This is a genomic window from Ideonella sp. (assembly GCF_041287625.1).
In the GTDB taxonomy this organism is placed as follows: domain Bacteria; phylum Pseudomonadota; class Gammaproteobacteria; order Burkholderiales; family Burkholderiaceae_C; genus Ideonella.
On the sequence record NZ_JBGGNH010000027.1, the window covers coordinates 313,693 to 331,874 of the forward strand.

Annotated in this window: 14 protein-coding genes; 9 read left to right on the forward strand and 5 right to left on the reverse strand. The window is 62.3% G+C overall.

The genetic code is table 11. From position 1 onward, the window contains the following. Entirely contained in the window at window positions 1-3,561 is a 3,561-nt protein-coding gene (locus ACAH41_RS11340) for an indolepyruvate ferredoxin oxidoreductase family protein (protein WP_325654602.1), read from the reverse strand. A 175-nt stretch (window positions 3,562-3,736) separates the two neighbouring features. Between ACAH41_RS11340 and ACAH41_RS11345 the strand changes: the two genes are divergently transcribed. The 5 genes from ACAH41_RS11345 to ACAH41_RS11365 all read left to right on the forward strand — a co-directional run bounded on the left by ACAH41_RS11345 (window position 3,737) and on the right by ACAH41_RS11365 (window position 10,864). After that, the gene (locus ACAH41_RS11345; RefSeq protein WP_325654555.1) at window positions 3,737-4,363 is read left to right on the forward strand and encodes an Lrp/AsnC family transcriptional regulator; all 627 of its coding nucleotides are present in this window, start codon (window positions 3,737-3,739) and stop codon (window positions 4,361-4,363) included. After that, a complete protein-coding gene (locus ACAH41_RS11350; RefSeq protein WP_325654557.1) occupies window positions 4,363-5,073 on the forward strand; it encodes a hypothetical protein in 711 nt (236 codons plus the stop codon). Before ACAH41_RS11345 ends, ACAH41_RS11350 begins: the two co-directional genes overlap by 1 nt. A 1,076-nt stretch (window positions 5,074-6,149) precedes the next feature. Beyond that, complete coding sequence (locus ACAH41_RS11355; RefSeq protein WP_325654559.1) at window positions 6,150-7,208, forward strand: thiamine-phosphate kinase; 1,059 nt, start codon at window positions 6,150-6,152, stop codon at window positions 7,206-7,208. Next, on the forward strand, window positions 7,186-8,406 hold the full coding sequence (locus ACAH41_RS11360; RefSeq protein ID WP_325654561.1) for a hypothetical protein: 1,221 nt from the start codon (window positions 7,186-7,188) through the stop codon (window positions 8,404-8,406). The genes ACAH41_RS11355 and ACAH41_RS11360 overlap by 23 nt, the downstream gene beginning before the upstream one ends. Before the next feature lie 904 nt (window positions 8,407-9,310). Next, window positions 9,311-10,864, forward strand: coding sequence for a hypothetical protein (locus tag ACAH41_RS11365; protein ID WP_325654563.1), 1,554 nt, complete (start codon window positions 9,311-9,313; stop codon window positions 10,862-10,864). Between the two features lie 659 nt (window positions 10,865-11,523). On the opposite strand, the gene ACAH41_RS11370 is transcribed toward ACAH41_RS11365, so the two are convergent. Continuing rightward, window positions 11,524-12,663, reverse strand: coding sequence for an ABC transporter substrate-binding protein (locus ACAH41_RS11370; RefSeq protein ID WP_325654565.1), 1,140 nt, complete (start codon window positions 12,661-12,663; stop codon window positions 11,524-11,526). A 249-nt stretch (window positions 12,664-12,912) separates the two neighbouring features. Between ACAH41_RS11370 and ACAH41_RS11375 the strand changes: the two genes are divergently transcribed. From ACAH41_RS11375 to ACAH41_RS11385, 3 genes are read left to right on the forward strand one after another with little or no spacing between them, the layout of a single operon-like run. After that, window positions 12,913-13,182, forward strand: a complete 270-nt coding sequence (locus ACAH41_RS11375; RefSeq protein WP_325654567.1) for a BrnT family toxin — start codon at window positions 12,913-12,915, stop codon at window positions 13,180-13,182. Next, window positions 13,166-13,462 carry a BrnA antitoxin family protein gene (locus tag ACAH41_RS11380; RefSeq protein WP_325654569.1) on the forward strand — a complete coding sequence of 99 codons (297 nt, stop codon included), beginning with the start codon at window positions 13,166-13,168 and terminating at the stop codon, window positions 13,460-13,462. The genes ACAH41_RS11375 and ACAH41_RS11380 overlap by 17 nt, the downstream gene beginning before the upstream one ends. 47 nt (window positions 13,463-13,509) lie before the next feature. Continuing rightward, complete coding sequence (locus tag ACAH41_RS11385) at window positions 13,510-14,334, forward strand: hypothetical protein (RefSeq protein WP_325654571.1); 825 nt, start codon at window positions 13,510-13,512, stop codon at window positions 14,332-14,334. Window positions 14,335-14,375: 41 nt separating this feature from the next. On the opposite strand, the gene ACAH41_RS11390 is transcribed toward ACAH41_RS11385, so the two are convergent. Beyond that, window positions 14,376-15,566 carry an MltA domain-containing protein gene (locus tag ACAH41_RS11390; RefSeq protein ID WP_325654572.1) on the reverse strand — a complete coding sequence of 397 codons (1,191 nt, stop codon included), beginning with the start codon at window positions 15,564-15,566 and terminating at the stop codon, window positions 14,376-14,378. On the opposite strand from ACAH41_RS11390, the gene ACAH41_RS11395 reads away from it, so the two are divergent. Further along, on the forward strand, window positions 15,565-15,687 hold the full coding sequence (locus ACAH41_RS11395; RefSeq protein WP_325654574.1) for a hypothetical protein: 123 nt from the start codon (window positions 15,565-15,567) through the stop codon (window positions 15,685-15,687). The two genes, ACAH41_RS11390 and ACAH41_RS11395, sit on opposite strands and share 2 nt — an antisense overlap. Before the next feature lie 7 nt (window positions 15,688-15,694). Here the strand turns inward: ACAH41_RS11395 and ACAH41_RS11400 are convergent, their stop codons facing one another. Together ACAH41_RS11400 and apaG are read right to left on the reverse strand one after the other, a co-directional pair. Continuing rightward, the gene (locus ACAH41_RS11400; protein WP_325654575.1) at window positions 15,695-17,803 is read right to left on the reverse strand and encodes a site-specific recombinase; all 2,109 of its coding nucleotides are present in this window, start codon (window positions 17,801-17,803) and stop codon (window positions 15,695-15,697) included. Further along, window positions 17,803-18,177: a Co2+/Mg2+ efflux protein ApaG gene (gene apaG, locus ACAH41_RS11405; RefSeq protein ID WP_325654576.1), complete on the reverse strand. Its 375-nt coding sequence runs from the start codon at window positions 18,175-18,177 to the stop codon at window positions 17,803-17,805. The genes ACAH41_RS11400 and apaG overlap by 1 nt, the downstream gene beginning before the upstream one ends. Window positions 18,178-18,182 lie beyond the last annotated feature (5 nt).

The window sequence follows — 18,182 nt, forward strand, 5'->3', positions numbered from 1 at the left end:
TCAAGCCGCCTTCGCCAACCCACCCTGGCGCCAGCGCGCCATCAGTTCATCCCACTTCTTGCGCGCCGCCACCAGGTGCTTCGCCTTGACGTGCCCGTAGCCGCGGATGTCTTCCGGGATGCGGGCGATCTCGATGGCCTGGGGCAACGTCTGCGCGTTCAGGCTGCGCAGCAGTTCCTCGACGCATTCGCGGTATTCGCCGATCAGCGCGCGCTCGGTGCGGCGCTCTTCGGTGTGGCCAAACGGGTCGAAGGCGGTGCCGCGCAGCGCCTTCAGGTGGCGCAGCGCGCCGAAGGCCTTGCGGACCCAGGGGCCGAAGCGCTGCTTGATCAGTTCGCCGTGGTCGTTTTTCTTCGAGAACAGCGGCGGTGCGAGGTGGTGCACCAGCTTCACGTCGCCTTCGAACAGGGTGGCGATCTTGTTGGTGAAGGCTGCATCCGTGTGCAGGCGGGCCACTTCATATTCGTCCTTGTAGGCCATCAGCTTGAACAGGTAGCGCGCGACGGCTTCGGTCAGCCGGGTGCTGTTCAGCGGGGCTTCGGCCTGGCGCACGTGGTCCACGAAGGCGCTGTACTGGGCCGCGTAGGTTTCGTTCTGGTAGGCCGTGAGGAACTCCACGCGGCGCTTGACCAGCTCTTCGACCGAAGGCTTCTTGACGAACTGGATGACCTGCGCCGCCGTGTACAGCGACTGCACTTCAGCCAGGTTGTGCGCGCTGCGCCGGCCCCATTCGAAGGCGGCCTTGTTGTTGTCGATCTGCACGCCGTTGAGCTCCATCGCGCGCATCAGCGAAGCGTGGGTCAGCGGAATGCGGCCCTTTTGCCAGGCGTAGCCCAGCATCAGCGGGTTGGTGTAGATCGAGTCGCCCAGCAGCTTGACCGAGACTTCCTCGGCGTCGAACGATGCGAAGTTCGACGGGTCCACCGCGCCGGCCACGGCCGCCTCGCACTCGCCGGCCGGGAAGGTCCATTCGGTGTCGGTGACGAAGCTGGCGGTCGGCGTGCGGTGGTTGTTCATCGCCACGAAACTGCGCTGCGGATGCAGCACGCTCAGCGTCGTCTTGCTCGCGGTGACGATGGCATCGCAGCCGATCACCAGGTCGGCCTTGGCGGTGTCGACCTTGGTGGTGTGGATGGCTTCGGCCGTCTGCGCGATCTGCACATGGCTCCAGGTCGCGCCACCCTTTTGCGCGAGGCCGGCCGCGTCCTGCGTGATCACGCCCTTGCCTTCGATGTGCGCGGCCATGCCCAGCAGCTGGCCGATGGTGATGACGCCCGTGCCGCCCACGCCGGCGACGACGATGCCCCAGGCGGTTTCGGCCAGCGGCAGCGTCGGCTCGGGCAGCGGCGGCAGGCTGCTCAGGCTGGCGCGCTTGTCGGCCTTGGGCTTCTTCAGCTTGCCACCTTCCACGGTGACGAAGCTCGGGCAGAAGCCCTTCACGCAGGAGAAGTCCTTGTTGCAGCTGTTCTGGTTGATCTGGCGCTTGCGGCCGAACTCGGTCTCCAGCGGCTCGACCGAGACGCAGTTGCTCTGCACCGAGCAGTCGCCGCAGCCTTCGCAGACCAGCTCGTTGATGACCACGCGCTGTTCCACGTCGGCCATGGTGCCGCGCTTGCGGCGGCGGCGCTTTTCGGTGGCGCAGGTCTGGTCGTAGATGATGGCCGTGGTGCCCTTGATCTCGCGGAACTCGCGCTGGATGCGGTCCAGCTCGTCGCGGTGGTGCACCGTGACGCCTTCGGCCAGCGCTACGCCGTCGTACTTCTCCGGCTGATCGCTGACGATCACCAGCCTGGCCACGCCTTCGGACGTGAGGCTGTTCATGATCTGGATGACGGTGTGGCCCTCGGCGCGCTCGCCCACGCGCTGGCCGCCGGTCATCGCCACCGCGTCGTTGTAGAGCACCTTGTAGGTGATGTTCACGCCCGCGGCGATGCTCTGGCGGATCGCCAGCAGGCCGGAGTGGAAGTAGGTGCCGTCGCCCAGGTTGGCGAAGATGTGCTGCTCGTTCGTGAACGGTGCCTGGCCGACCCAGGGCACGCCCTCGCCACCCATCTGGGTAAAGGTCTCTGTATTGCGGCCCGGCATCCAGCTGACCATGTAGTGGCAGCCGATGCCGGCCACCGCGCGCGAGCCTTCGGGCACGCGGGTGCTGGTGTTGTGCGGGCAGCCGGAGCAGAACCAGGGCGTGCGGTCGCCGGTCTTGATCTCCAGCGCGGCCAGCTCGCGCTCCTTGGCGGCGATCGTCTCGATGCGGCGGTCCATGCGTGCGGCGATGTCGTCCGGCACGCCGAGTTTCTTCAGGCGCTTGGCGATGGCCTTGGCGATGATGGCCGGCGTCAGGTCGGCCTTGGCGCGCAGCAGCCAGTGCTCGCTGGGGTTCGGCCGGCTCCACTCGCCGCCGGAGAGGTCGCCCTCGGCTTCTTCGAACTTGCCGATCACGTTGGGCCGCACGTCGCCGCGCCAGTTGTACAGCTCTTCCTTCAGCTGGTATTCGATGACCTGGCGCTTTTCCTCGACGACCAGGATCTCCTGCAGCCCCTGCGCGAAGTCCCGCGTGATGGTGGCTTCCAGCGGCCACACCACGTTGACCTTGTGCACGCGGATGCCCAAGGCGCGGCAGGTGTCGTCGTCCAGCCCCAGGTCGTGCAGCGCCTGGCGCATGTCGTTGTAGGCCTTGCCGGAGGCGACGATGCCGAAGCGGTCGTGCGGCGTGGCGACCACGTTGTAGTTCAGCTTGTTGGCCCGCACATAGGCCAGCGCCGCGTACCACTTGTAGTCCATCAGCCGCGCTTCCTGCTCCAGCGGCGCGTCCGGCCAGCGGATGTGCAGGCCGCCTGGCGGCATCTGGAAGTCTTCCGGCAGGAGGATCTTCACGCGGTCCGGCGACACGTCCACCGTGCCGGCGGATTCGACCACTTCCTGGATCGTCTTCATGCCGGTCCACACGCCGGAGAAGCGGCTCATTGCAAACGCGTGCAGCCCCATGTCCAGGATCTCCTGCACGCTGCTGGGGAAGAAGGTCGGGAAGCCGCAGGCCTTGAAGACGTGGTCGCTCTGGTGCGGCGCGGTCGAGCTCTTGCTGACGTGGTCGTCCGCGGCGATGGCGATCACGCCGCCGTGTTTGCTGGTGCCGGCCATGTTGGCGTGCTTGAACACGTCCAGGCTGCGGTCCACGCCCGGGCCCTTGCCGTACCAGAGGCCGAACACGCCGTCGTACTTGGCCTTCTCCGGGAACAGATCCAGCTGCTGCGTGCCCCACACCGCGGTGGCGCCGAGTTCCTCGTTCACGCCGGGCTGGAAGACGATGTGCTGCTTCTCCAGGTGCTTCTTGGCCGCCCACAGCGCCTGGTCATAGCCGCCCAGCGGCGAGCCGCGGTAGCCGCTGATGAAGCCGGCGGTGTTCAGGCCGGCCATCACGTCCCGGGTGCGCTGCAGCATGGGCAGCCGCACGAGGGCCTGCACGCCGCTCATGAAGGCGCGGCCGGTGGGCAGCGCGTACTTGTCCTCCAGCGAGACCGATTCCAGGGCCTTGCGAATCGAGTCGGGTAGCGGGGCGTTCATGCTGCGTATCTCCTGGGCCGGCGGGTCCGGTGGCTTGAGCGGTGGCTGGGCGCGCGGGTGGCTTGTGGCCAGGCGCGCCGCAGCCTTGGCGGTGCCGTCAGTGTAGGAAGAAGCGTGCGAGAAGTGCTTTCTTTCGATTGCCATGTCGTGCGCCACCGCGCAACAATCTTTCGCCATGAGTGTCAAAGAAGAATCCAGATTTCCCAAAACCAGGATTCAAGGGAAAACCCTTGGGAAGACTGCCGCGACTGACGAGGCCGCAGCAGACGAGCGCGCCGCCCCCGTCACGCTGCCGCAAGGCCTGGCCGCGCTGGACCGCTACGACGTGCTGCTGCTGGGCGAACTGCAGCGCGACGCGCGCCAGTCCAACGCTGAACTGGCGGCCGCCATCGGCCTGTCTGCCGCGCCCACCTGGCGGCGCGTCAAACGGCTGGAGCAGATCGGCGTGATCACCGGCTACCGCGCCGAGATCGACCGCCGCCGCATCGGTCTGGGCGTGCTGGCCTTCGTGCGGGTGGACACCGAGCGGGACAACGCCGAGTCCATGCGCGCGCTCGAAGCGGCGATCCGCGAACTGCCTGAGGTCATCGCCTGCCACTACATCAGCGGCGCCGGCACCTTCGAGCTGCAGGTGCTGGTGACCGACCTGGACGCGTACTCCCGCTGGACCATGGACACGCTGTTCAAGCTGCCCAACGTGAAGGACCTGCACACCAGCTTCTCGCTGGGCGAGATCAAGTCCAGCGCCGCGCTGCCGCTGGGCCACCTGATGCCGGGCGACGGCCGGCGCGGGAGCAACTGATGCACCGCGCGTTCATTGCGGCCGGGCTGCTGCTGCTGGCGGCCGGCGCCCACGCCGCAGACACGCTGCCCGCCGTCAACCTGGTGCTGCAGTTCCGCCTGCAAGCCATCGCCGTTTCACCGCAAGGCGGCAGCCGCGACGTGGTCGTCTCCACCAGTCACCCGGTGTCCCCTGGCAATGGCGGTTGGGTCGTCAGCACCGCGCCGTCCAACAGCGGCGCCGCACCCGCGCTGCCGCTGATGCAGGTCCGCAACGGCGGCCAATCCGAAGTCGCACTGACCCAATGGCGGCTCGCCCCGCAAACCCGCTGGTACGTCACTGCCGGTGCCCACGGCACCGCAGCCAGCGGCGCCGGCCAAGCCAACGCCGCCAACCCTTCGATGGGCCTCTCCGGCGGCGAAGAACCCCTCGCCGAAGCCACCCGCCTCTGGGTCGCCCCCACCTGGCCCGGCGGCAACGCCCCGGTCCGCGTGCAATATCGCGTCGAATGGCCGTCCGCCGCAGGCCAGGGCGCTCGCCCGGCGGATGCGGCCTGGATGTCCGGCGAGGTGCTGGCGGCGATGGGGCAATGGGTGATGCTGGGACGGCTGGCGAGGCCGAGCGGCACGGCGCCGAATGGGCCGGATAACCCTGGCACGCGGACCTGGCGCAGTGGGAATGCGGCGGCGTCTGCGGCGCAGCAGTTGGAGGTGCGGGTGTTGCGACCATAGGGCGCAGGCGATGTTAGGGGAAGTGGGCTTCGAGAATGACGGCACATGCTGCCGCGCGAACTTCTTAGCGGCCGCGGCCCAGTATTCCTTCGAGCGACTGAGACCTATCTGACTTGAATTACCTAGCCGGCGGCGCGCTGCAGAACTCTTCCTGCTAGGGTCGGACCTGGGTTGTGGCATGGCGCGATAGCAGCTGACGAACAAATTCGCGAGAAATCCTTCTGCGGAGAAGGATGGTTTTGACCTAGCGCTGGGGGGCGTCCGCTAGCGCGGTCCAGCGCTTCTCATGGCGACCCCGTCCGTGTCTTGTCCGCCGCTCTTTTCCCTCGGGAGGCATCGACAGAAATGGGAAAGCAGGGTCGAAGGATGTAACAGATTACGTGAATGCCGCTACCATCGCAAATTCTTGCTCTACCGTAGACAAGACTGGTCATGCTGCATGCAGGAGCATAGAAGGGGGAGCTGTGGGAGATGGATGTCTGCTGTGCGAAGCGCTCAAAGACAGCACTTCCGATGCACCCGAGGTATGGAACAGAGTCATCCTTGATACGACGATGTTCTCTGTTCTGCCTGCAATCGGGCCGCTAGTACCGGGTCACGTCATGGTGGTCAGCAAGACTCACCACCCAAGTCTAGCCGCGATGGGCATGCCTGGACTCAATGGCTACGAGGAGGTCCTCACTGCCCTTAGAGACCGTTGGCCCCATTTGACTAACGATCTTCTTGAGGCGGAGCATGGCGGCGTTCCTGCCGTCAAAGCGGGGCCATGCATTATTCATACGCATATAAATATATTGCCTCTTGCATCGAACTATCTAAATATTCTTGATAAAGAGCTTTCGGTAGTCTGCGAAGGCTCAAAGTTGTCAACGATTCTAGAGCGTAAAAGCCCGTATTTTTTAATGAGATCGGGCTCGTTGCTTCGGCTCTACGATGGAAGAGGCGGGCAATCTCAGCTTGTTCGTCGCGCAATATCGGAGCTGCAGGGGAGGGTTGATTGGAATTGGGCGATATATCCTCGCGAAGACTGGATCCGTGAAACCGTTGCAATGTGGGCTTAGCGAAAAGGTGAAGCTATGAGATTGGATCCTGATGAGATGCCATCTTGGCTAAAGGCAATTCCTCAGTCGCGCTCCGAGAGAGTCGTTGCTGGTATTGATGAGGACGACTGTGCTGTACTCAGGTTGGGCCAAGCGCTACTCATCGTTACGGCAGATTATCTCAATGCTAGACCGATCGCATTGGAGCTGGGGTTAGGGGGGCTGGAGGATTTGGGCCGGTTGAATGTGTTGGCGAACCTCTCAGACCTTTGCGGGACCGGGGCTGAACCCCAAGCATTCATGTCGGCAATTACTATGCCAAGAGAGGCTTCCCAGGAGGACTTTGAGCAGGTGATGAATGGTATTGTTAGCGAGTGTCGAAAATGGGGTATTCCGCTCGTGGGGGGCGACACAAAGCTTGGTGCCTCAATGGCATTGCTTGGGATTGCAATTGGTAGCGCAAAATCCGAAGAAAATCTGACGCTGAAGCGGAATGCCAAAGTTGGTGACTTGATTTGGCTATCAGGTGCAGTTGGCGGGTGCAACGCCGCAGTTCTCTCTTTGGTCGAGGATATTGGTGTTTGGGGAAATAGGGAATGGGCGGCAGATGCAATACTTCGACCCAATTTACCCTTGGGCTATTCAAGAGAGGTCTCGGAAGGGCGTCTAGGGCACGGTGGAATTGATATTAGTGACGGCCTAGGTAACGATCTCTATCGACTTGCTCGCGCAAGCGGGGTTGGGCTCCGAATTCATGCGGACAATATTCCGGTATCAACCGAAATACAAGGCATTGCTAAAAAAATCGGTGTGCCGGCTTGGGCGTTTTCTTTTGGCGCAGGCGGAGACATGCAGTTCGTTGTGACGAGCCCCACAAAACACGCTATAGCAATGGAATCGATAGGTCTATCGTGCATCGGCGAGGTGCTCCAAGAGGGGCAGATGACGTTGGAGGCAGGTGGTGTTGTCGGTATATTGCCATCTGGTGGACATCGAGACGCAAGAAGGGTGAGCTTTGCGGAGGAGATTCGCTCCTTAGTCATTTCGGTTGCCGAAGAATTCAATAGCCAGCGTGAAAAAAATGACTGGAGATGAAGATTTAGAGAGAGCACGCACGGAAATCGCCAGGCTTCTTCTGGAGCAGTGTAGTCAAGGTCGTCAAACGACTTCTCTTCCATCCGAGATGGCGGCTTGCGGGCAGTTCATTGGCGGCGATGCTGCCAGAAGAAGTCAACGTGGCGCGCATGGCACTGCGGCGGCTTTAACCGTGCTTGGGACTCTCCACTCGGTCCAGTCAACGGCGCTTGTTTGCCGAGTGCTAAAATATATGGAAAGGGAGTGGTTGGAATCGAATTCGATGGATGAGCCGAATCATGATAAAACCAACGTAATAAAAATAGCTGAGACACTACTTGCGGTACTGAAAATTCCGCCTGGAGTTGCCTCAACTGAAAACCTCGCGCGCAATCTGGCCGAGAGGCTAAAAAAAAGTAAAAAGAATGGACCGGGATGGGCTTATTTCACCGATGGTAGTGACGGGGTTATAGATGAATTGCCAACTGCTTTCGCGCTTCGGGCTCTTGCTGCGTATGGTTCCGATGACTTAGTCCCGATAGCTGAATATTTGCTGAAACGTGTCACGGATGCCGCTGGAAGTCTCGCTGTCGAAAATAACAGTGATATTTACGTACACACATTTTCACTTTTTGTTCTATCGCATTCCGATATACGCGGATTGAGCGCTCCTGTCTCTGATTACAAAAAGGCTTTTTCTGCGATTTGGAATCGCCTTAGTGCGATACGCGAAAACGTCGAGCAAAATCTCGAATATTGGAAGGATGAGAATAAGAGTTTTTATGTTCGCGTTCCATGGCAGCTATATCTTCTTGCTTTGGCCGCAAAGCTTGGAAGCAAGAGGGTTCTGACAAATGTTGCTACAGAAGCAAGGATTACATCACTTGTGACGGAGGTTAACTCCAAGAAAGGATTTCGATATCCTCATTCTGGTGATGTTCCCTCTTCCCGGACAAATGCAATATTATATGAAATACTAGGCCTAGTTAAAATGGCCCGGCAGCAATCGCAGTGGCTGCCCGCCCTGAGGGCATTGAACGCCATGGGTGAGGCAATGAATTCGCGGATTGCAACCTGGGCCGTGTCTGTGGTGGCTGCCGCTGTAATTGGATACAGCATATATGCGTGGGTGATGGATCCCACGAAGACGATCGGGGATCTAGCTGGGGAGTTTTTGTCTGTTATCTTGCTTGCATTGTTGCACCGCCGAAATGCTTGAGTTTTCCGACCTCCTATACGGCAGAATTACCCTCCCAGAGTGGATATCTCCATTTCTAAGAATCCCAGAGTTCATTCGGCTGCGCGGAGTAAGATTATCAAACGTCGATTCCTATGAGTTTAAGGATTTTAGCGGGCCCAATCGTTGGGACCACGGTGTAGCTGTAGCCGCGCTCGCTTGCCGTTGCGCGACTAGGGCTAGGTTGGATCAAACGCAAACGGCCCATTTGGTCCTTGCTGCTTTGCTACATGATGTGGCGACGCCACCTTTTGCGCATACGGCAGAGTATGTCGTTGAGAATTTTGATCACGAAGTTGAGACCCAGCGGCTACTCACTGCGACGTTCTCTGAGTACAGCTCCCCGGACTTGCCAATCTACGCTTCCGAATTGCCGGCATTTAAAAATGCATGCTTGTCTCTGGGCAAAAAGCTTCGGGTGGCAATCGATGCGGACGAGGTGGCGGCGATGATTACTGGCGGAGGGGAGCTCGGGTATTTAGTGTCCGGTACATTGGACTTGGACAACGCGGACAATGTAACCCGATCATGCGTATACCTTGGGATCGAGGTTGATCGTACTGTCCCCCTGCGACTTGCGGACTGGCTAGCTACACAAAAGTCTGCCCCCACAGGGTTAGATCAAGTGTCAGATCCTGCCGTTCAACAGTGGTTGGCTTATAGAAGCGAGCTGTACCGGATGTTCTTTGAGTCCTCTGATCAAGAAACTGGGCGGCAGGCATTCTTGCAGCACCTAATCCGACGGGCGCTTCGAACCTCGGTTCCTCGTTCTCAGATCTTGTGGACCACGGATGACGGTTTGTTGAGAACGATCTCCGATCTTGATGATTCGATTGAAGTGCCAGGTTGGGCATCTCTGCGACAAATGACCCAAAGATATCGACTCATGGAAGAAACCGTAAAGATCGCGGAAATAGCAATTACTGATCCTGAAACTTTGCGTGTACTGCGTGTTCCTCAGGCCGCGACTTGGATCGAGCGGGAGCTCTCGACCCCAGATCTGGAACCATTTGTAATGGTGTCAGCGCGACGTTTTGGCGGAGCCTCCTCTCCCATTCATCTCCTTCCGCCTCCGATTGGCGCTTTGTCCGTATTTAAGATTGGTGCGCTGCCAAAATATTTTCATTTCCCGGATTGGATGCGTGCTGATATTCCAAGAGCGATTGAGGGTAGGCGACTTATATCGGCAGTTCACGAAACCCTGGAGAGAAAAGTTCATGCTTGGGCGAAAGATCGCCCCTGGCTGAAAAATTCCGCACGCCGCGAGAGAGATGTTGCAGAAAATCTCAAGTCAATTGGGGATTGGAGTTTTCGCCTGTCGAAGAATGAAGGGCTGCACCCGTATCCGGGAACATTTGTGCACGCAATACCGTCTGCGCTAATCGGCGCCCTGGGCTTAAAAGGGGCGGTGGTGCTGGATCCTTTCGGTGGAACAGGGCAGACCGCCTCGGAGGTCATCAAGAGTGGGGGTACCGCTATATCTGCAGACTCGAACTCGGTCGCCACTCTTATCGCTAGAGCTAAGCTAACTTATCTTTCAAGGGAGCAGCGGGACATCATAAGATCTATTCGGCTCGACGAGCTCAGATTGGCTCGTGCAGTAACGCCGCCGTCGGTTGAGCTTATTGGCAAATGGCATCACCCTGATACCATAGCGGAGATTTGTCAGATCAAGGGGTTTATCGACGCCCACACGGATGCAACTGTCCGACAACTGCTCCTTGCCGCGCTTTCCGCGGTTCTTCCGGCGACGACGGCCCGTAAGGGTAAAGAGCATGGTTTTTTTGCTGATAATACTCCCTTGGGGGCGGCGTACACGGAGCCGCCTTATCAGCCGGCGTATATTCCTTTTCTTCAGCGAGTCTTACGAAATTTGGATTTAATAGATAAGCTATATGCCTCGATAGAAGCAAACGGTCGGGTGCCGGAAGAGGAGTTGAGTCGTGCTTCAATATTGCGGGCCGATTCAAGGATTGCCGATGCGGCGACCTATAATATATCGCCTAATTCAGTCGATGCTATAATTACCTCGCCGCCATATTTGTGCATGGTGGACTATTCTTTGGGTCAGCGGCTCTCATACTATTGGCTGGATCCCGATAGATTGGAGTTGGATTTTTCTCATGAAATAGGTGCAAGAAGAAGGAGGTCTAATCCAGTGAGTGCGCGAAATAAATATCTGGATGACCTTAGGGCCGTCGCTAAAAATGCATCCAATCTGTTGCGGGAAGGCGGGTATTTTGCTACCGTTCTGGGCGCGCCCGTAGCGAATGCGTTTCTTGCTGATAGGGATATGCATGACGCCTACGACGAAATATTGCGGGAGGCTGGATTTTCTTTGCTTTGGAAGCACTGGCGAGACATCCACTGGCACCGGAATCATGGCTATCAGCGGCTGCGCCAAGAAAGGATTTCCGTTCATGTGCTTAAAGGTGGATGAGGATTCGCTGGGAGCGGGAATTTGTATTCCCGGCGACCCTGCAGTCGTCGAAAAAAGAGATTCGTGAACATTTGGGCCCGAGGTGCAGGGGGTGTCGGCCATGGTGTAGATGATATCTGCCTCCCAGCTCACGTCGTCCGGCTTGATGCTCCTTTTTGCGCATGTAACTGGCTTGAACTGATTTCCTCAATTCGGTCTAATGCTGTAAAGCCAGCAATGACGTATGCTGAGCTCGCCTTTTGGGCAGTATCTGGTGCCAGTGCCCCGTTCGATGCGTTGATTATTTCTGCTGGCGGCGGGAATAAGTTTTCCTAAGCAAGTTTGGTGCACATCTCTTGCGCTGATTCCCTTGAGAGTCAACAACTGACCGCAATCCGCTTGGGAGAAACTTGTCCGGTGGAGTTTATTGCGGGACTCTGCGCAGGCCGTTGGGTTTTGAATTTAAACACTGGTGCGCTACCAAGCTTACAGTGTCGCAAATGCCGCATTTGGGTAGAGAGCCAAGATGACTCATTGCGGTAACGCTGGAGCAACTGCTGCCGTGCATAGCTTGGACCGCATCGTCAACTGAGTTCGTGCAATCGAATCCGGGCGCAGGGGATGTCTATGAGCAAGCCAAGCGCGACAGGTGGCCGCTATCCGCGCAAGGTTGGATGGGCTCACCGCACCAACTTCCCATCCGTCCCCAACATCGCAAAGTCCACGTAGGCAGAGCCGGTGCGGCCCTTCTGGCTGAAGTTCAGCGTGAAGTTGCCGACGTCGATGCCTTCGGGGGTGCTGAGGGCTTCGCTGACGGCGTCTGGCGCGAGGCGGGCGGCGCGCTTGAGGGCGGAGACCACGGCTTTGGCGGCGATGAAGCCTTCGAGGGAGCGGGTCGAGAGGTTGGGATCCTTGGACTCGGCGCTGAGGGCCAGGTATTCGCGCACCACGGCGCGCTTGTTGTCGGCCGGTAGCGGCAGCACGGTGGTGAAGGCGTAGCCGCGCGCCGCGGTGGCGCCGATCTTCTTCAGCACCAGGTCGGGGTCGATGATGGACATGCCGTAGAGCTGCGCCGTGCCACCGGCCGCGCGGTAGCGGGTGACGAAGTCGATCGCGGCGGCGGTGGTCGCGCCCAGGAAGATGGCCTGCGGCTTGGCGGCCAGCATGCGGGTGACGGCGGCCGAGGTGTCCGTGGTGTTGCGGGCGTAGGAGGCCGTGTCCACCAGCGTCACGGTGCGGCGCTGGGCGGCTGCGTTGGCGCCGGCGAGCACGTCCTGGCCCAGGCCGTCGTCCTGGTAGACCAGGCCCACGCGGTTCAGGCCCAGGTTCGTCAGGTTCTCGAACAAGCGGTCCACTTCGTCGTGATAGCGCGCCTTGACCACGAACATGCCCTCCGCCCTGGCCACACTGGTCGCCCCGGACACGGCACCCACCATCGGCATGCGAGCCTTGGCGAGCACGCCGTCCTTGGCCAGCGCCTCCAGGTTGGCCGTGCCCACGGTGCCGATCATCGCCACCGGCGATTCGGCGACCATCAGTTCCTTGACCAGCCGCACCGTGTCTTCCGGCTTCTGCGCATCGTCGCGCGTCACCAGCTTGACCTTCTGCCCCCGCACGCCGCCAGCGGCATTGACAGAGTCGAGGTACAGCTTCGCGCCGGCATGGATCGCCTGCCCGGTGACCGCCTGCGGCCCGCTGAACGGCGCCACTTGGCCGATCACGATGTCGGCCCGCGTCGCAAAGTGCAGCGTTGCCAGCAGGGCGACGGCTGCCAGGCGCAACGGGCGGAGCAGGGTGGAGGAAGAAGGTACTGCAGGCATGCGGCGCTTTCGTGAGGCGGATGATCGAAGCAGCGAGCCCCGCCGTTTTGCGGCAGCACCCGGGGCAGGACAGGCCGGCTCTGCGCCGGCACGCATGGACCCACCGGCCTGCTGTCGAAAGAAAGCAGAGCCAGCCGAGTCCAACCCGCCATCATCGGTAAAAACCCGCAGTGTGCGATGTGGGAAACCGCAACACGACAACCGGGGTCGTCGGTTGACAGCCTTCATTTTCGGTAGCTACATTAATTGATGGAAATCGAATTCGATCCAACCAAGGACGTGGTCAATGTGGTCAAGCACGGTGTGTCCTTGGCGGTGGCCGCCCAATTGGACTGGGATGCCGCTCTGGTCTGGATCGATGAGCGCTACGAGTACGGCGAACTGCGCATGGTTGCGCTCGCTCCCGAGACCCAGACGCTGTACTACGTGGCCTTTGTGGACAGAGGCGAAGCGCGCCGGATCATCAGCTTGCGTCGCGCCACCCGCCGAGAGGTGAAGCACTATGTCGAAAATTTCTAAGCGCCCGATGGTGGTGATGCCCACCGTGAAAGAGGACAAGGCCATCGTGGCTGCGGCCAAGTCCGACCCGGATGCCCAGCCACTCACGCCCAAGCAGCTGAAGGCCATGGTGCCGGCAAAGGTTGCTTTGCGCGGCCGGCCCAAGTCCGAGAGCAAGAAGCTGCTGGTCTCGGTGCGCTACAGCCCTGAGGTGGTGGCCTATTTCAAGTCGACCGGCGAAGGCTGGCAGTCCAGGATGGATGGCGTGCTGCGCGACTATGTTGAGCGGCAGTCGCGCTGAGCGGCGTTCAGCCGAAGCAAGTTGACCGAATGGTTCCGGGAGGGCGAATGAAGAAGTGGATCGCAGCGGCGGCGCTGGCATTGGCTGCTGGCTGGGTGGGTGCCATCGAGCCGGATGTCGCCACTCCGATGGCGTGTCCGCAATGCGGCGAATGGCGGGTGACCTACGCCAGCCGTGAAGGTGCGGTCGGCGCGGTGCTGTCGATAGACGAGACCGTGATCAAGGTACCCAGTTGCGGTTCCTTCGCGTACCGGTCGGCGGTGCCGGTGTTTTCTTTGGATCCTCGGGGGCAGGGGCGCTATCAACTGGTGACGGACGTGACGCCCATGGACGAGCAAATGGGGGCTTGTTCAATGGGGAAAGCGCCCTTTCGCATGTCCCTCTACCTCGTGAATCGGTTCAATGCGGAGGCTGGTGTGGCCGGCCTTGAGCTGCGCTCGGCCGGCGATGAGGTGCCGCTGTTGTCGCTGTCGGCCTGGAATCTTCAACGCGACGATCCTTGCGGATCGGGCGGCAGCGAGGGGCAGGCTGCGTGCCTGATCTTGCGCAACACCGAGGTGTACGCAGAACTGGCAAAGGAGGCGTACGGCAGTGCTCTGGAAGCCAAGACTGGGGCGCAGCGCAATGCCTTGCGCATGTTCAATCCGGCGCTGTTTGCGGCGGAAACCATGAAAGCCTGCCGCAAGCGAGAAGCACAAAGTGGTGGTTTCGATTGGCCAGAGGCCAATGCGCAGGCCTGCCAGCTGGATCAGCTTGTGTCCAAGTTGGCAGAGCTTCGAGCTTGGCAGGCTTGTTTGGCTCCGGGAATGAAGCCAAAAGGGCAGTGCAAGCTGCCCACGGACAAGGTTCGAAGCCTGGTCAAGGCGTCCTGAATCTCAGCGAGGGATGGCGTGCGGATTTGACGAATCCCCGCTCACCCCTTCGGCCACAGCACCCACATCTTCAACCCCTGCTTCATGCGCCCGGCATTGGCTTCAGCTTCATCGCCCCAGCCCCAGAAGAAGTCGGCGCGGACGGCGCCGGTGATGGCGCTGCCGGTGTCCTGGGCCATGACCAGGCGTTGCAGGGGCTTGGTGGACAGGGGTTCGGTGGTGTCCAGCCACACGGGGGTGCCGTAGGGCACGCTTTGGGGGTCGACGGCGATGGAGCGGCCGGGGGTGAGGGGCACGGCTTGCGCGCCCTTGGGGCCGACAGTGGGGTCCAGCAGCGGCTCTTCGCGGAAGAAGACGTAGCGGGGGTTCTGCCAGAGCATTTCCTGCACGCGGCGGGGGTTGCGGCGCGCCCAGTCCTTGATGCCGGGCCAGGAGGCTTGCGCGGGTGTGAGCTCGCCCTGGTCGATCAGCCAGCGGCCGATGGACTTGTAAGGCTGTTCGTTGTGGCCGGCGAAGGCCAGGCGGATGAGGCGCTGGCCGCCGTCGGGCTCGGTGAGCATCAGCCGGCCGGAGCCCTGGATCTGCAGGATCAGCGCGTCCAGCGGGTCTTCGACCCAGGCGATCTCGCGGCCCTGAAGCGCGCTGCGCGCGGCCGGCAGGGTGTCGAGCTGCTGGCGGGTCCAGTACGGCTTCTTCGGCACCAGGTCGGCCGGCGGTCCGTAGAGCGGCACCTTGCGGTTCCAGGCCGGCCTGCGGCTGGCGGCGACCTCGGGCTCGAAGTAGCCGGTGAGCAGGCCGGCCGGGTCGCCGTCCAGCGACTCCACGCGGTAGACCTGCAGCTTGCTTTCGGCCCACAGGCGCAGCAGCAGGCCATCGGGCAAGCCGCTGGTCTGGCGGACTTCGGTGCACAGCGTGGCCCAGGCCGTGGGCGGGTTCTGGCAGCCCTGGCGCATGGCCGGCCACCAGTCACTGAGCTGTTCGTCCTGCCAGCCGGGCAGCTCGGAGAAGGAGGCCGGCACCCAGCGCGAGCGGTTGCGCTCGACGGTGCCGGCGGGCGGCGGCAGGCGGATGACCGGCGGCGTGGGCGCGGTGGTGGGCTGGCCGGGCGAAGCCGAGCCGGGCGTGCCGGGTGGCGTGACGGCGCAACTGGCCAGCAGCACCGTCAAGGCCACAGCGGCCAGCGCACACAATGGCCGGTCAACAATTCTTCTCAACAAACGCGGAGACGGCATGGGGTGGTTTGTGCTGGAGGCCTTGGGCGCCGGGGCGTTGCTGGTCTTTGTGATCTGGTGGACGATGTTCTCGGGCCGGCGCGGCGGCGAGCGGGACCGCTCGGAGGACGACAAGCCCTGAGCTTGTCTCAGGCGGGTGGCTTCGATGGCTTGAAAAAGCTGCCCGGCGCCTGGCGCCAGCGCTGGCGCAGCGCGGCGTAGATGCGGCCGCGGTCGCGCAGCTTCAGGCCTTGCGAAACCATGGCCAGCCGGAAGGCCAGCGCGAAGCTCACGCCCAGGTTCAGCAGGCCGGTGACGGGGATGCCGGCGATGCACCACCAGAAGCCCGGTTCGTTGAGCAGCGGCCAGCCCAGCGTGCCCAGCGCGGCGAAGATCTGGCCGGTGGACAGCGTGACGTGGCGCACCTCCAGCGGCAGGCCGAAGATGCCGGCCAGTGCCGGCACCAGGCCCAGCATCATCCCCAGCGAGACATTGGCGGTGACGCCGGCGATGTTGTCGCGCCACCAGCGTGACCAGCGCAGCGCGCGGGCGGCGCCCAGGCGCTGGATGAAGCGCGGGTTCCAGGCAATGGCACTGTCCAGCCGGTGGAAGACGAACCAGTTCTCGGCCCAGCCGGCGATCAGGCTGGAGGCGAACAGCAGCACGCCGGTGAAGGCGGCGTACAGCGCGGTCGGCCCGAGCAGCGTGGTGCTGTGCAGTGCGTAGTGGGCCTGGGCCTGGCCGATCAGCGGTGCGCCGAAGGTCAGCCAAGACAGGATTTGCAGCCCCAGCACCACCGGCACCACCGCACTCAGGTTGCCGACGATGCCGGCGAACTGCGAGCGCAGCAGGTGAGCCACTTCGTCAACGAAGCGCTGCAGCGCCGCGTCGCTGGATGAGATGCCTTCGAGCCGGCGCGCGAGGCTGGGCGCGGTCATCGCCGGCTGCTTGGTGGCGACGGTCCAGTGCAGCAGGTAGATCACGACAAAGCTGATCGCGTAATTGCTGCCAGCGCTGAAGCCGGCCCAGAAGGCGGGCAGGGCCAGCGCGGTGAGCATGAACTTGACCATCGTCGTCAGGCCGATCACCGCGCCGCCGCCCGCAGCCATGCGCAGCATGTCGCGGTATTCGGTGCTGTCGCGGGTGATGTAGTGCTCACCGGTGTCGGCGCTGCGCTCGGTCACCTTGCGCGCCAGCAGCGCGTAGTGGCGGGTGAACAGCTTGCCGATGCCGCGCCGCTCGATGCCGGCGCGCACCAGCTCGCCCAGCAGCCGGCGCAGGTCCGGCGCGGGGTCACTGCCCATCAGGCAGGCCAGCAGCGCTTCCATGCGCTCGGCCCGGCCACGCAGCTGATTGATCTGGAACACCAGGTCGACCGAGATGCCGTAGTCGTCCAGGTGGCCGCGCACGCTGTCGGCCGCGGTGAGGCCGGCCGCCAGCACCGCGCGCAGGTAGTGCGCCTGCTGGGCCAGCGCCTGCATGGCATGCGCGCTGCCAGCATCGTCCTGCAGCTCGCGCAGCGAGGCGCGCAGGCCTTCCGCGGCCTGCACCACCTGGTGGAACGGGCGGTCGGTGCGCAGGGCCGGGTCCATGCGCTGGCGCATTTCGGCTGACAGGCCGCTGGCGCGGAACTGGCTCGCCAGCAGCTGGATGGACTCGACCATCACCGCGCGCCAGGGGCGGGCGTCAGCGTCCGGCACGAACAGCGCCAGCGTGCGATGCAGTGTCTGGTTGTCGATGGCCTCAATCCAGGCCGTCTCGGCCTCGTCGTCCTCGAACAGCAGCAGGAACAGCTCGCCCAGGTCCTGGGTCTGCGGCGTGCCGGGCAGCGTGGCCAGGCGCAGCCGCTCGGCCAGCTCGCTGAAAAAGCCCTGGCGCGGCGAGAAACCGAAGTCGGCCAGTAGACCAGTGGCGTCCAGCCCGGCCATCGAGCGCTGCAGCAACACGCTGATGCGCTCCCGGTGCTCGGGGTTGCGGTCCAGCATGTTCAGCAAGTGGCGCAGCCGGCGCAGCGGCCACGGCGTGGGGCTGTTGCCGGCGGCGGGCGGCGGCGGCTCGGCGGCCGGTGGCGGGGCCAGTTCGACCGTTGCCGGCACCGGTGCCGCCACGGCGGGTGCCGCTTCGGCGGCGGCCGGCTCGGCCGGCACGCTGCGCAGCCACTCCAGCAGCCGCACCATCCACAAATGGCGCTCGACCGCCGGGGCGTTGGGATCGGCTGCGTTGAGCAGCGCCGTCAGGTCCCAGCGCTGGCCTGCCATCAGTGCAGGGCCTGCGGCAACAGCAGCTCGAACTCGGGCACTGGCGTCTCGAACCAGTGCGCGTCTTCGCTGATGCAGAAGAAGGTGCCCTTCATCTGGCCGCGGGGCGTGGCCAGCCGGGTCCAGCTGGTGTATTCGAACTGTTCGCCGGGCTTGAGCACCGGCTGGTGGCCGACCACGGCCAGCCCGCGTACCTGCTCTTCATGGCCGGCGCTGTCGGTGATGATCCAGTGTCTGGCGACCAACTGGGCGGCCACCGGGCCGGTGTTGCGCACGGTGATGGTGTAGGCGAAGGCATAGACCTGCTCGGAAGAAGAAGACTCTTCGGGCAGGTATTGCGTCACCACCGTGCAGGCGAATTGGGCAGGGGTCATGGGCG

Excerpts from the sequence above, each read along its gene's own strand:
- ACAH41_RS11340 (WP_325654602.1), bottom strand. The coding sequence starts at position 3,561 with ATGAACGCCCCGCTACCCGACTCGATTCGCAAGGCCCTGGAATCGGTC.
- ACAH41_RS11345 (WP_325654555.1), top strand. The coding sequence starts at position 3,737 with ATGAGTGTCAAAGAAGAATCCAGATTTCCCAAAACCAGGATTCAAGGG.
- ACAH41_RS11350 (WP_325654557.1), top strand. The coding sequence starts at position 4,363 with ATGCACCGCGCGTTCATTGCGGCCGGGCTGCTGCTGCTGGCGGCCGGC.
- ACAH41_RS11355 (WP_325654559.1), top strand. The coding sequence starts at position 6,150 with ATGAGATTGGATCCTGATGAGATGCCATCTTGGCTAAAGGCAATTCCT.
- ACAH41_RS11365 (WP_325654563.1), top strand. The coding sequence starts at position 9,311 with ATGGAAGAAACCGTAAAGATCGCGGAAATAGCAATTACTGATCCTGAA.
- ACAH41_RS11370 (WP_325654565.1), bottom strand. The coding sequence starts at position 12,663 with ATGCCTGCAGTACCTTCTTCCTCCACCCTGCTCCGCCCGTTGCGCCTG.
- ACAH41_RS11375 (WP_325654567.1), top strand. The coding sequence starts at position 12,913 with ATGGAAATCGAATTCGATCCAACCAAGGACGTGGTCAATGTGGTCAAG.
- ACAH41_RS11380 (WP_325654569.1), top strand. The coding sequence starts at position 13,166 with ATGTCGAAAATTTCTAAGCGCCCGATGGTGGTGATGCCCACCGTGAAA.
- ACAH41_RS11385 (WP_325654571.1), top strand. The coding sequence starts at position 13,510 with ATGAAGAAGTGGATCGCAGCGGCGGCGCTGGCATTGGCTGCTGGCTGG.
- ACAH41_RS11395 (WP_325654574.1), top strand. The coding sequence starts at position 15,565 with ATGGGGTGGTTTGTGCTGGAGGCCTTGGGCGCCGGGGCGTTGCTGGTC.
- ACAH41_RS11390 (WP_325654572.1), bottom strand. The coding sequence starts at position 15,566 with ATGCCGTCTCCGCGTTTGTTGAGAAGAATTGTTGACCGGCCATTGTGT.
- ACAH41_RS11400 (WP_325654575.1), bottom strand. The coding sequence starts at position 17,803 with ATGGCAGGCCAGCGCTGGGACCTGACGGCGCTGCTCAACGCAGCCGAT.
- apaG (WP_325654576.1), bottom strand. The coding sequence starts at position 18,177 with ATGACCCCTGCCCAATTCGCCTGCACGGTGGTGACGCAATACCTGCCC.